Annotated in this window: 13 protein-coding genes; 3 read left to right on the top strand and 10 right to left on the bottom strand. The window is 71.3% G+C overall.

The annotated features are described in order from the left end of the window. Positions 1–8 precede the first annotated feature (8 nt). Genes V1351_RS06925 through V1351_RS06895 form a run of 7 tightly spaced genes read right to left on the bottom strand, consistent with a single transcriptional unit; the run spans position 9 to position 5,427 of the window. On the bottom strand, positions 9–1,115 hold the full coding sequence (locus V1351_RS06925; protein WP_338752027.1) for a sensor histidine kinase: 1,107 nt from the start codon (positions 1,113–1,115) through the stop codon (positions 9–11). Further along, positions 1,112–1,792 carry a response regulator transcription factor gene (locus V1351_RS06920; RefSeq protein WP_338752025.1) on the bottom strand — a complete coding sequence of 227 codons (681 nt, stop codon included), beginning with the start codon at positions 1,790–1,792 and terminating at the stop codon, positions 1,112–1,114. The genes V1351_RS06925 and V1351_RS06920 overlap by 4 nt, the downstream gene beginning before the upstream one ends. Beyond that, a complete protein-coding gene (locus tag V1351_RS06915; protein ID WP_338752023.1) occupies positions 1,770–2,234 on the bottom strand; it encodes a hypothetical protein in 465 nt (154 codons plus the stop codon). The genes V1351_RS06920 and V1351_RS06915 overlap by 23 nt, the downstream gene beginning before the upstream one ends. Positions 2,235–2,247: 13 nt before the next feature. Then, the gene (locus V1351_RS06910) at positions 2,248–3,441 is read right to left on the bottom strand and encodes a molybdopterin-dependent oxidoreductase (protein WP_338752021.1); all 1,194 of its coding nucleotides are present in this window, start codon (positions 3,439–3,441) and stop codon (positions 2,248–2,250) included. Then, on the bottom strand, positions 3,438–4,103 hold the full coding sequence (locus tag V1351_RS06905; RefSeq protein ID WP_338752019.1) for a class I SAM-dependent methyltransferase: 666 nt from the start codon (positions 4,101–4,103) through the stop codon (positions 3,438–3,440). Before V1351_RS06905 ends, V1351_RS06910 begins: the two co-directional genes overlap by 4 nt. Beyond that, positions 4,100–4,771 carry a TIGR04282 family arsenosugar biosynthesis glycosyltransferase gene (locus V1351_RS06900; RefSeq protein ID WP_338752017.1) on the bottom strand — a complete coding sequence of 224 codons (672 nt, stop codon included), beginning with the start codon at positions 4,769–4,771 and terminating at the stop codon, positions 4,100–4,102. Before V1351_RS06900 ends, V1351_RS06905 begins: the two co-directional genes overlap by 4 nt. Beyond that, complete coding sequence (locus V1351_RS06895) at positions 4,768–5,427, bottom strand: glycosyltransferase family 2 protein (RefSeq protein WP_338752015.1); 660 nt, start codon at positions 5,425–5,427, stop codon at positions 4,768–4,770. The genes V1351_RS06900 and V1351_RS06895 overlap by 4 nt, the downstream gene beginning before the upstream one ends. A 123-nt stretch (positions 5,428–5,550) precedes the next feature. Between V1351_RS06895 and V1351_RS06890 the strand changes: the two genes are divergently transcribed. Continuing rightward, complete coding sequence (locus tag V1351_RS06890) at positions 5,551–6,879, top strand: hypothetical protein (protein ID WP_338752013.1); 1,329 nt, start codon at positions 5,551–5,553, stop codon at positions 6,877–6,879. 15 nt (positions 6,880–6,894) lie between these two features. Here V1351_RS06890 and V1351_RS06885 read toward each other — a convergent pair whose 3' ends face one another. From V1351_RS06885 to V1351_RS06875, 3 genes are all read right to left on the bottom strand, one after another. Next, the gene (locus V1351_RS06885) at positions 6,895–7,938 is read right to left on the bottom strand and encodes an NAD-dependent epimerase/dehydratase family protein (RefSeq protein WP_338752011.1); all 1,044 of its coding nucleotides are present in this window, start codon (positions 7,936–7,938) and stop codon (positions 6,895–6,897) included. Continuing rightward, entirely contained in the window at positions 7,935–8,738 is an 804-nt protein-coding gene (locus tag V1351_RS06880) for an S-methyl-5'-thioadenosine phosphorylase (protein ID WP_338752009.1), read from the bottom strand. The genes V1351_RS06885 and V1351_RS06880 overlap by 4 nt, the downstream gene beginning before the upstream one ends. A 91-nt stretch (positions 8,739–8,829) precedes the next feature. Further along, on the bottom strand, positions 8,830–9,216 hold the full coding sequence (locus tag V1351_RS06875; RefSeq protein ID WP_338752007.1) for an Rv2175c family DNA-binding protein: 387 nt from the start codon (positions 9,214–9,216) through the stop codon (positions 8,830–8,832). Between the two features lie 201 nt (positions 9,217–9,417). Here V1351_RS06875 and V1351_RS06870 point away from each other — a divergent pair, with 201 nt between their 5' ends. Continuing rightward, positions 9,418–10,557: a LysM peptidoglycan-binding domain-containing protein gene (locus tag V1351_RS06870; RefSeq protein WP_338752005.1), complete on the top strand. Its 1,140-nt coding sequence runs from the start codon at positions 9,418–9,420 to the stop codon at positions 10,555–10,557. A gap of 35 nt (positions 10,558–10,592) precedes the next feature. Then, on the top strand, positions 10,593–12,509 hold the full coding sequence (gene pknB, locus V1351_RS06865) for a Stk1 family PASTA domain-containing Ser/Thr kinase (protein ID WP_338752003.1): 1,917 nt from the start codon (positions 10,593–10,595) through the stop codon (positions 12,507–12,509). Positions 12,510–12,560 lie beyond the last annotated feature (51 nt).

Below are 12,560 nucleotides of genomic sequence, written 5' to 3'. Positions count from 1 at the left end.
CAGCTGCATCACACCGGCAGCCGCACCAGGAACCGGCACCCGTGGCTGAGATTCGTCACGCTCACGGTGCCCCGGTGCGCCTCCACGATCCCCTGCACGATGGCCAGACCCAGCCCGGCGCCGCTGTCGGCCGTCGGAGTCCGGGCGTGGTTGCCCCGCCATGCGACATCGAAGACGCGAGCCAGGTCCTCGACCGGGATCCCTCCGCACTCGTCGTCGATGGACACCTCGGCCGTGCCCTCGTCCGCGCGCACCCGAACCACCACCTGCCCGTCGACCGGGGTGTGCCGGACAGCGTTGATCACGAGGTTCGACAGGGCGCGGGACAGCTCCGCCGGATCCGCGGTCACCAGTGCCTCGTCCCGGGCACGGCCACCCAGGCGGACCCCTTGCGCCCGGGCCACTGCCGAGGCCCCGGCCACCGTCTCGCTCACCAGATCGCCGAGCGAGACCTCCTGAAGCGACAGCTGCAGGGTTCCGGAGTGGATCCGGGACAGCTCGAAGAGGTCGTCGACCATCCGGGTCATCCGATGCACTTCCGAGCGCATCTGGGTGTAGTACGCGGCCGGATCGGCCACCATCTCATCCTCCAGCGCCTCGGTCATCGCGCGCAGACCGGCCAGCGGCGTCCGCAGATCGTGGGAGACCCACGCCACCAGCTCACGACGCGATGTCTCCAGACGTCGCTCCCGGGCCTGTGCCTCGTTGAGTCGGTCGCTGGTCCGCCGCAGCTCCGCGGCGAGCTCGTCGAACTCCGCCGGCCCCCGGTCCCCGGCAGGAAATGAACTCTGCGTGCCGAAGTCCCGCGCCGCGTCCCGCAGGATCCGCGACCACCGGACCGCGAGCTGGCCCACGACCAACGCGAAGGCCACCGACACCGTCCCTGCGACCACGGACACCCAGACCGCCACCTGCAGGTCGTGGGCGGAGAGGAACATCGCCTGAGCCGTCCCCATCAGGGCGGCCACGAAGGAGCCCACGGCGACCAGTGCCACGACGGCTATCCCCCATCGCAGCGAGCGACGGCGCAGCACCCACACCAGACCCGCTCCGAGGACGCACACCCCCGCCGAGCAGCCGAGCGAGATCGCGATGATCAGCACGTGGTCGCTCATGATGCCTCCCACCGGTACCCGACGCCCCAGACCGTCACCAGGCGCACAGGGCGCCGGGGGTCCGGTTCGACCTTCTCGCGGAGCCGACGCACGTGCACCGTCACGGTCGACTGGTCACCGAAGGACCAGCCCCACACCTGGGCGAGGAGTTGCTCACGCGTGAACGCCACCCCGGGATTGCGCACCAGGAAGCGCACCAGGTCGAACTCGCGTACCGTGAGCGCGAGCCGCTCGCCGGCCCGGGTCGCCACGTGCTGGGCCGCATCGATGACCAGATCGCCGTCACGCAGGATCTCCACGACCGGCTCCAGCTGCTCACCGGCCCGGCGCAGCACGGAGTCAACCCGCAGCACGAGCTCCCGCGGGCTGAAGGGTTTGGTCACGTAGTCGTCGGCCCCCAGCGTCAGGCCCACCACCCGGTCGGACTCGGACCCCAGCGCCGTGAGCATCACGATCGGCACGTCGTCACGCTGTCGCAGGCGACGACACACCTCCAGACCGTCGATGCCGGGGAGCATGACGTCCAGCACGACCAGATCTGCCGGATCGTCCCGGAGCATGCTGAGGGCCACCTCACCCTCACCCGCCTCTCGCGCCCGGTGCCCTCCGGCCCGCAGGTAGGACACCACCACCTCACGCACCGTGGCGTCGTCGTCAACGACGAGGATGTCTGCCACCGCGTCCCCCTCCTGATCCGGCGCTGTCCGCCCGTCGATGTGGTGAGCGCAGACGCGCCCACGCTGACCCGGCGAGAACTCCGACCAGCACCACCACCACGAAGCCGAACCAGTTCCGTGCGTAGTTCCGGTCCAGCAGGCTGACGTTCGACGGGTCCGTCCAGGTCACCGTCACGGTGGGCAGAACCGCCACCGTCACGGTGGCGAGGACGACGAGCCCGACGACCGTGGGAGCACGGGCATACGAAGGGAGGGTCCGCACCACTCCCCAGCCGAGCAGGATCACCGCCCCGGACAGCAGGGCGTCGTGCGTGACGACACCGGCCACCAGCCACACCACGGTGTGGCCCACGTCCCCCCACCCCTCGTCGATCAGGTCGACCAACCCGACCAGCGCGACCACCACACCGGTCACCACCAGCACGCCCCGCAGAACCATCACGTCACCACCACCATCAGCGCAGCACCTCGATCCGGTGGACCCACTTGGTCTGCAGGACCCCGGGACGGGCCGGAGCGATCAGTCGGGCCGGGTAGCCATGGTCCAGGTCCAACGGTTCACCGGACAGGAAGAGGGCGAGCAGCGTCAACGGGTCCTGCGTGAACTCGCCGGGCATCTCGGTGTCATTGAACGCACCCGATTCCTGCAGGGAGACGACGTGGATCCGCGCCGACGGCGGAGCCTGCACCAGGTCCAGCAGGTCACGCATCCGCACCCCGCTCCACGTCCCGGTCGCGCTCCAGCCCTCCACGCAGGCAATCGGCAGGTCCACCGTGTGCTGCGGCAGCGACACGAGGTCCTCCCGGCGCAGGGAGACGCTGCGGGCGCCGTGGACCACCGTCAGTCGATAGTCGGGGTCGCGGGCCGCCGTCACCACCCCGGCGTCCTCGGCGGTCGTGTTCACCGGAACCCCTTGTGGGCCTTCGCCTGAGCGAACACCGAACACGGACACCTCCCGCAGCAGCGGGATGGTGCTGCCCACCGTGGCCACCACAGCCGCACCTGCCGCGACCAGCGCCGTGCGCACCAGGCCACGACGGCTCAGGCCCGCCCGCTGGTCCGCCGACGGGGCACTCGCCCCGGGGTCGGTCGGGTCGGCCTCCGGGTCGGTCTCGTCGATCGGTGACGACAGTGCCTGGCTGATCGTCGGCAGCTTCACCGCGATGTGGACGATCAGGGCCCCGATGGCGATCCAGGCCACGGCGTAGTGGGTCGCCCGGAAGCTGAACTCCCACGGATACCAGTGGGTGATGTTGATCGCGCCCGTGACCACCTCGAAGATCGCCGCGGCCACCAACACGGCGATGGAGGCCCGCTCCAGCAGGTGCAGGACCAACGACCGGGCGCTGCGCCACGGCACCGCGGCGAAGAGGTTGTGGTAGACGCTCCACAGTTTGACCAGCAGCAGGGGAATGGCCGCGGTCCCCGCGGCCACGTGCAGGCCCTGGCTCACCCGGTACAACCAGATCGGGCGGGTCGGGAGGGTGAGCCAGGTCGGCTGGCTCTGGACGTAGTGGCTGACGATGCCGGTGAGGAAGGCGACCGCGAAACAGGCCCCCAACCACACGCCCACCCGGCTGGCCACAGCAGGATGACGCAGCCGGGAGAACGCCTCCGGAGCCGGCACTGCCACCCGCGGTGGGGTCATGGCCGCAGCCCCCCTCGCTGCAGCAGCGCGATCCACCGCGACCCCTCGCACCGGACCTCCATGACCTCGAGACCGGCGACGGCCGCGACATGTGGGAGCGCCTCCGGCGCGAGGACACCCCAGGCGAAGGGCTCCGAGAGGCGGTCGCCCACCTCGAGCCGAAGCACGCGACGATCGAGCCCGTGGCCGGGGGGTGCAAGGTCGAGGACGACCCGGCCGCCGACGGCGAGCAGGTCGGCGACACGACACAGCAGTCGTACGGGGTCACCGCCGATCCCGATGTTCCCGTCGGCGAGCAGCACGCTCCCCCAGCGGCCTTCACCGGGAACGCCGAGAAACACGTCGCGCTGGATGGCGCTGGCACCGCGCGCCCGCGTCTGCGCCACCGCCTCCCGCATCAGATCCAGTCCGAGCACGCAGGCTCCCCGCAGGGCCAGGGCCTGGGTCATCCGTCCGGGGCCGCACCCGACATCCAGGGTCGGGCCGACGCACTGCGACAGCAGTGCCTCGTCACTGGCATCGGCGTCCTCCGCCCACCGGCTCACGGGTACCACCGATCCTTGCTCGCCCAGTCCGTGGACCACGGACGGCTCGCCCTGCAAGGTTGCGGCGAACAGCTCTGCCACCGGTCGGTGGGCCGTCGTCTCGCTGCACGGGCTCATGGGGTCACCTCCTCCCGGCTCGTGTGTGCCCAGCAGCGGGCGAACCGGGTCCACGGCGCCTCGGCGGCAACGCGCGCCGCGTCCACTGCGTCATCGACGTCGCAGAGCCGGGAGCCGACCGCGACGAGCGCGCCGTTGGCCCGCAGGAGGCGCCGCGTGGAGCCATCCGTGCCCGGGGTCGACATCGGCACGTCACCCAGTCCGCGGAGCAGGCTGGGATCGTCCACGCCGAGAGCCCACCACCCTCCGTCCTCGGCCGGTGCGAGGAGAGCGTCATGGCCCTGCATCCCGGTCACCAGCGCACGCAGATCCTCGGCTGTGGCCTGCGGCGTGTCCATCCCGACCTGGATGACGGGTCCTGCGGTGCGCGCAAACGCGGTCCGGTGTGCGTGCTCGAGCCGGTCGGCGAAGCGTCGCCCCTCCTGACGAAAGACCGTCCACCCCTCGAGCCGGGAGAGCAGCAGTTTCCCCTCCTGGGCCACGGTGAGGTCTCCGACCAGGGCCAACGAGCACCGCCGCGCCCCGAACGCGCCCGAGCACGCCTCGATCGTGTCAAGCAGTGCTGCCGCGGCGAGCTCTGCTGCCGCTCGGTCGCCGACCGTCGCGGCCAGACGGGTCTTGACCAGCCCCGGGACGGGGGCCTTGGCGACGACCAGCGCGCTCGTCATCTCAGTACCGCGGCGAAGTCACGTAGCGCGCGCACCGTGCCGGTGAGGGAGCCGGACACCTTCGAACTCGTCCCCGCCGCGCGGGGGTGGTACCCGATGTCGCGCTCCTCGATCCTCCACCGTGCGCGCTGTGCCTTGACCAGCAGCTCCACGGGATACCCGAACCGGCGGTCGCGCACGTCCAAGGACAACAGCTGCTCCCGGCGGCACACGCGCACCGGGGCGAGGTCGCGGACCGGCACTCCTGTGCGATGCCGCAGCCACCGGGCGAGCAGAGCGTTGCCTGCCCTCGCATGCCAGGGCCAGACCCCGCGAGCCATCGGCCGCCGCCGTCCGACGGCCATGTCGACGTCACCCGACTCGACCCGCTCGACGAATCCGATGAGCTCCGCCGCCCGGATCGTCCCGTCGGCGTCCATCACCGCAACGACGTCGTGGGTCGCTGCCAGCACACCGGCGTGGACCGCGGCCCCGTAACCCGCCCGGGGCTCGTCGACAACCACGGCGCCGAGCCGCGCGGCGACAGCGGCGGTGTCGTCGCTCGAGCCGTTGTCGACGACGATCACGTCGAACATCTCCGGCACGCTCGCCAGCACCGCCGGGAGGGCAGCTGCCTCGTTGCGGCTGGGAAGGATCAGGTCGCTACGCGCGGTCACATCCGTGAAACTACCGGCTGGCAACCGGTTCGCTGCCGGTTGAATCCTTACGGATGTCTGACGAGCACAGCCGTGCGGGCGTGCCGGACGTGATGCCCGCCGTGCCGACCTAGCATCGAGGACATGGCCGCCCCCGTCGAGACGCATCCCCGGACGCGGCACCTGCCGGCCGTGGGGCTGGTGGTTGCCCTGGCTCTCATGGGCCTGGCGATGGCTGTGCCGGCGGTGCTCGACTGGAACGTCCGGGTGAACTCCTTCCCGCCGATCCACGCCGAGTGGCAGCCCCGGGTCGGGTGGACCACGCCCGTCGCGCTGGTTCTGGCCGGCTGGGCCGGGTTCAGCGCACACCGGATGGCACAGGTGCTGCCGTGGCGCCGACTGCTCATCGGCTCCTTCCTCGCGGGGCTGGCCTGGATGCTCTCGCTCGCGCTCATCGACGGCTGGTCGGGTGTGGGCCACATCCTCACCACCGACTACGAGTACCTCCAGACCGCGCGAGAGGTCACCGACCTCACCGACTTCTTCGACGGGTGGGTCGGACGGATCCGGTACGGCCCGGACAACCTCCCGGTGCACGTGGCGGGGCACCCTGCGGGCGCGCTGCTGTTCTTCGTCCTGCTGGTGCGGGTCGGCCTCGGCAGCGGCCTTGCCGCCGGTCTGGTCGTCACCGCACTCGCCGCGACCACGGCGGTCGCGGTCCTGGTGACGCTGCGGGCGCTCGGAGCCGAGGAGCCGGCCCGCAGGGCTGCTCCCTTCCTCGTCCTGGGACCGGCAGCCATCTGGCAGTCGGTTTCGGCCGACGCGATGTTCGCGGCGGTGGCCGCGTGGGGTGTGGCCGCGCTCGCGGTCGCGGCGACCCGTCGCAGCCGGACGTGGTCGGTGGTGGCGGGTCTGCTGCTCGGCTACTGCGTGATGCTCTCCTACGGTCTGGTGCTGCTCGGGGTCGTGGCGATCGCGACGATGCTCATCGCCCGCTCCTTCTTCCCGATGGCGATCGCGGTCGTCGCTGCGTGCGTGGTGGTGCTGGCCTTCGCTCTCGCGGGCTTCGCGTGGTGGGAGGCGTACCCGGCCCTGCACGACCGCTACTACGCGGGCGTGGGCGGACGTCGCCCGCCCAGCTATTGGATGTGGGGCAACCTCGCGGCGCTGCTCTTCTGCGCCGGCCCGATGCTCGGTTCAGGAGTCGCGCAGCTGCTCGGTGGTTGGCACCAGCACCTCGCGGGTGCACGGTCGCGGGTGGTCGCCCTGCTCGCGGGGTCCGGGCTGGTGATGATCGCGCTCGCCGACGTCTCGCAGATGAGCCGGGCGGAGGTGGAGCGGATCTGGCTCCCCTTCGTCCCCTGGCTGATGCTCTCGTGCGCCCTCCTGCCGAGTCGGTGGCGACGGATCGGGCTGGTCATCCAGCTCGTCGCGGCACTCCTGGTTGCCCACCTGCTCAAGCCCGACTGGTAGGCCGCCGGCCGGGCCTCAGCGAAGGGGGTCCGTCGCGAACCGCGCGAGGCCCTCAGAAGGGGGGATTCTGGCCCGGAACCCGAGGTCGGCGGCTGCCTTCCCGGGCGAGGCGACGACGTGCCGCACGTCGCCGGCGCGGTACTCCCCCGTGATGACCGGCGTCGCCGTCCTGCCCAAGCCCGAGGAGACGTACTCGGCGACCTGCCGGACCTCGATCGGGATTCCCGAGCAGATGTTGTAGGCACAGACGGAGTGCGGCGGGGCTGCCACGACGCCCTCGAGCGCCAGCACATTGGCCCGGGCCACGTCGTCGACGTGGACGAAGTCACGCATCTGCCTGCCGTCCTCGAAGACCTGCGGCGGGCGGCCTGCCTCCACCGCGGAGCGAAAGATCGCCGCCACGCCGGAGTACGGCGTGTCCCGCGGCATCCCCGGCCCGTAGACGTTGTGGTAGCGCAGGGCGACCACACTCCCGGAGACCTGTCGTGCCCAGGCCGCGGCGAAGTTCTCCTGGGCCACCTTGCTCGCGGCATAGCTGCTTCGCGGGTCCGGGGGCGCCGACTCCTCGACCAGCGCCCACTCGAGGCGTCCACCGCACACGGAGCACTCGTGATCGAAGTCGCCCTCCTCGAGTGACGCGACGGCCCGCGGCACCGGGCTCTGGCTCCCGTGGTGCGCGCAGGTGTACCTCCCCTCGCCGTAGACCACCATCGACGAGGCGAGGACCAGCCGGTTCGGGCCCTCGGCGGCCATCGTCGCGAGCAGGACCGCGGTCCCGAGGTCGTTGTGGCCGGCGTACAGGGGCATGTCGACCACGGAGGTGCCCGCCCCGACCATGGCCGCCTGGTGGCACACTGCGTCGACGCCCTCGAGCAGGTGTCGCCACGAGTCGGGGTCCCGGACATCTACCCGGTGCACACCGGAGGGGGACACCGAGCCGGACCCGTGCGCCTGGGGAATCATCGCGTCCACGCCCACCACCTCGTGGCCCTCCTCCCGCAGCCGTGCCGCGATCGCCGTGCCCACGAAGCCGGCGGCACCGGTCAACAACACCCTCATGGCAGCTCGAAGGGCAGCTCGATGCCCTCCGCCCACGAGGCGCACCCGCACCGCACGGACGGCGCAAGCGTGGCGACCACCTCGGTGAGCAACCGCTTCGTCCGGTCGATGCTGCGAGCGAAGGCGGCGAACACGTCCGCCTGGGTCACACCCTCCCCGCTGGCGACCCCGGCGTCGGTGTCGGTGACCACGGCCAGCGTCGAGTAGCACATGCGCAGCTCTCGGGCGAGCACGGCCTCCGGGTGCCCGGTCATGTTCACCAGGGACCATCCCTGCGCCGCGTAGTGCTGCGACTCCGCCCGGGTGGAGAACCGCGGCCCCTCGACCACGACCATGGTCGCGCCGGTGGTGACGTCCGGGTCGGCCGCAGCGAGCGCGGCAGACAGGTGGGGGCAGTAGGGATCGGCGAAGGGGACGTGTGCCGCGCCGGCGTCGACGTAGGTCTGCCGCCGGTGCTGGGTGCGGTCGACCAGCTGGTCCGGGACGACGAGATCGCCCGGAGAGACGTCGGGACGCAGCCCCCCGACCGCGCACGGTGCCAGGACCTGCCGCACACCGAGGGAGCGCAACGCCCACATGTTGGCGCGGTAGTTGATGGTGTGCGGGGCGAACTCGTGGTCCCTGCCGTGCCTCGGCAGGAAGGCGATGGGGCGGCCGGCGACCTGGCCGACCGACACGGGGGCGGACGGGAGTCCGTAGGGGGTCGACACGTCCACCTCGCGCGCGCCCTCGATGAACTCGTAGAAGCCGGACCCACCGATCACCGCGACTGCGGGGGTGCTGGTACTCGCTGTCGTCATGGGGGTCAGTGTGGACCCGATCCCTTGGGGGTGACCACTGGGCGTGGTGGGTGACGATCGGCGTTTCCTGCGACCGCGTGTGGGTGTCGCGCTAGAGGGCCTCTTCCATGGCCCGGCGACGCACCTCGGTCTTCGCGCCCTGGCGGAGGGCGCCGATCGGCGTGCCGCCGACCAGGCGGTCGTCGCGGGTGAACATCCACTCGACGATCTCCTCGTCGGTGAAGCCACCGTCGGAGAGCACGGTGAAGGTTCCCCGCAGCTGCGGCAACGGTCCCTGCGCAGTGATGAAGTCCTCCGGCACGGACAGGACATTGCGCTCCCCGCGGCGCACGGCCACGAGCTCACCGTCCTTGATCATCCGGCGCACCTCGGTGATGCGCACGCCGAGCTGCTCGGCGATGTCGGGGAGGGTCAGCCACACGGGCTGGCAGAGCCCACTCGGCTCGGCGGCGGAAGCATTCTCAGGCGTGTCGTTCACGCAGACCAGTCTGGCAGAGCGGGAGACGACGGATACCGAACCCGATCCGCGAGGAACTCGCGCGAAATCCCTCATTATTCGATACCGTCGCCACTGCAACCACATACGCCACAGAGTTCACAGGTGTCACGAACGCCACACACCTCCCCTGACCGCACCGTTCGGGCACCTCCCACCGCCCGCCGACATCGGAGTCTCCCCATGGTTCTGCCGCTCTTCGTCCCCGTCCCGGCCACCCCCGTCGCCCCGGCGCTCGACCTGACCGTCGGAAGCACCGAGACCGCCATCAGCGCCGAAGGATCCAAGCAGCACACCGTCCGCGCCGGCGAGACGGCCTACGGCATCGCCCAGCGCTACGGTGTCTCCACCAGCGCACTGCTCTCGCGCAACGACCTGCACACCAACGACTTCATCCACCCGGGTCAGAAGCTCACGGTCCCGCAGCGCTCCGACTCGAACGCAGCGACGGGGCGCCAGCGGTCGTCGTCCTCGCGCTCCGGGTCCACCCGGGCCTACACCGTGCGCAGCGGCGACACCCTGACCGGTATCGCCGCACGCCACGACATGAGCCTGGACCGGCTGCGTTCACTCAACAACCTCGGCAGCGGCTTCATCCACCCCGGCCAGAAGCTGCGCGTCACGGGTGCCCCGGCCAAGCCCGCCAAGCGACCGACCAGCCGCCCCGCGAGCTCGGCATACACGGTCCGCAACGGTGACACCCTCAGCGGCATCGCCGCACGCCGCGGCATGAGCGTGGTCAAGCTGGCCAAGCTCAACGACATCTCCACGAGCACGCACATCCACCCCGGCCAGAAGCTGCGGGTCACCGGGTCGCAGAACACCTCGCAGACGGCCGCGACCAAGCAGAACTCCTTCGCCGGACGCACCTACTCCGACTCGATCGTCTCCGCGGCCGACGACAACCGCGCGACCCTCGCCGCACGCTCGATTCCCGGCCGCGCCGAGACCAAGGCGATCATCACCCGCGTCGCCCGGCAGCACGGCGTCGACCCCTCGCTCGCCCTGGCCGTCTCCTACCTGGAGTCCGGGTGGAACCAGCGCAAGGTCTCCGTCGCCAACGCCGTCGGCGTGATGCAGGTCATCCCCTCCTCCGGTGAGTGGACCTCCTCCCTCGTCGGCCGTGACCTCGACCTCCTCGACCCGGAGGACAACATCACCGCCGGGGTCGTGCTGCTGAAGGTCCTCACCGAGCAGTCCTCGTCGACCTCCGATGCCATCGCCGGTTACTACCAGGGTCTCGCCTCGGTCGAGGCCAACGGCATGTACGCCGACACCAAGGGGTACGTGGCCAACGTCAAGGCGTTGCGCACGCGCATGTGACTCACGGACGAAGGGGGCGAACCTACACTTTGGGCGTGACCACGGCATCCCATCCCCTCGTCGGCGAGCTCGTCGACGGGCGGTACCGCGTGCTGCGCCACATCGCCGACGGCGGCATGGCCACCGTCCTCCTCGCCACCGACACCCGCCTGGATCGGGACGTCGCCCTGAAGGTCATGCGCCCCGACCTCGCCGCGGACCAGACATTCGTCTCCCGCTTCCGCCGCGAGGCACGCTCCGCCGCCCGGCTGAGCCACCCCAATGTCGTCCCGGTCTACGACCAGGGCGAGGACGAGGGTCGGGTCTTCCTCGCGATGGAGTACGTCGAGGGACGAAGCGCGCGTGAGCTGATCGATGCCGAGGGTGCCCTGACCCCCCGGGCCGCCCTCGACCTGGTGGAGTCGATCCTGATGGGCCTGTCCGTCGCCCACGACGCCGGCTACATCCACCGGGACGTCAAGCCCGAGAACGTCCTCATCGCGGACAACGGCCAGGTGAAGGTCGCCGACTTCGGCCTCGCCCGGGCCGTCACCTCGCAGACGGCGACCGCCGACGACGGGGTTCTCTACGGCACCGTCGCCTACCTCTCCCCGGAGCAGGTCGAACGCGGCATCGCCGACGCCCGCAGCGACATCTATGCCGCCGGGCTCGTCCTCTTCGAGCTGCTCACGGGGACCCGCGCCATCGAGGGGGAGTCCCCGATCCACATCGCCTTCCAGCACGTCCACGGCGGGGTCCCGGCACCGTCCGAGCGGGTCGCAGAGCTGCCCGCGCCGCTGGACGACCTCGTCGCCCTCGCCACGCACCGGGACCCGGACGAGCGGCCACGCGATGCCGGCCAGTACCTCGAGTCGCTCCATGCCGTCCGGGAGGAGCTGACCCCCGGGCAGCTCGACCGTCGCCCCTCGGGGGCAGCCGCCGCAGCCACGGCCGGCGCGGCGACCCTCGCCCACCCCCGACCGAGCCGCACGCGCGCCCTGGCCGCGACCACCACCGCCGACCACACTCCCGGCGCCACTGCCGCGGTGCCGGTCGGCACCCAGCGGGAGGACCCCCCTTCGCCCCGTCGTCGTGGTCGGGCTCTGCTCGCGGCGCTGCTCGTGCTGCTCCTGCTCGTCGGTGGCGCCGGCTACTGGTACGTCACGACGGGTCCCGGCGGGTCCGTCCTCGTGCCCGACGTCGCCGGCCAGACGCGTGACGAGGCGAGCACCACCCTGGCCGAGCACGACCTGGAGCTGACCGAGCAGACGGCCTTCAGCGAGGAGGTGGCCGCGGGCAGCGCCATCACCTCCAACCCTCCGCCCGAGACCGAGCTGACGAAGGGGGAGGACGTCACGGTCGTCTTCTCCAAGGGTCCGGAGCGCTACGAGGTCCCCGAGCTCGCGGGGACGACACCCGAGGAGGCGAAGGCCGCCCTCGCCGAGCGCAACCTCGCTCTCGGGGACGCCACGAAGCAGTGGCACGAGTCCGTGGCCGCGGGCGAGATCATCTCCACCGCGCCCACGGCCGGCACCGAGCTCAAGCGGGACGAGCAGGTCGCCGTCGTCGTCTCCAAGGGCCCCGAGCCGATCACGGTCCCCTCGGTCAAGGGCCAGAGCGCCGATGCCGCGGCCTCCGCGATCGAGGCGGCCGGCCTCGCGGTCGCGCGCGCGGACGACGTCTACTCCACGACCGTCCCCGAGGGCTCCGTCGTCAGCCAGTCCCCAGCCTCCGGCACCCTCGTCCGCGGTGAGACGGTCACGCTCACCGTGTCCAAGGGCCCGGAGATGGTCACCGTGCCCCAGGTCAAGGGCCTGACCGAGGCGCAGGCGACGCAGAAGCTCGAGGCCGCGGGCTTCTCGGTGAAGGTCGACACGTTCTTCGGTGGCATCCTCGATGAGGTCACGGCGACTCGTCCATCGGGCGGCCAGAGCGTCACCAAGGGATCGACCGTGACGATCCTCGTCATCTGAGCACGAGGACGCCCCCTCCACCCGTACGGGCGAAGGGGGCGTGCCGGCTGC

Origin of the sequence: Janibacter sp. A1S7 (genome assembly GCF_037198315.1) — a bacterium.
Classification (GTDB): domain Bacteria; phylum Actinomycetota; class Actinomycetes; order Actinomycetales; family Dermatophilaceae; genus Janibacter; species Janibacter alittae.
Note: the sequence above shows the minus strand (reverse complement) of the source record. Positions and strands in the feature narration are given on the sequence as shown.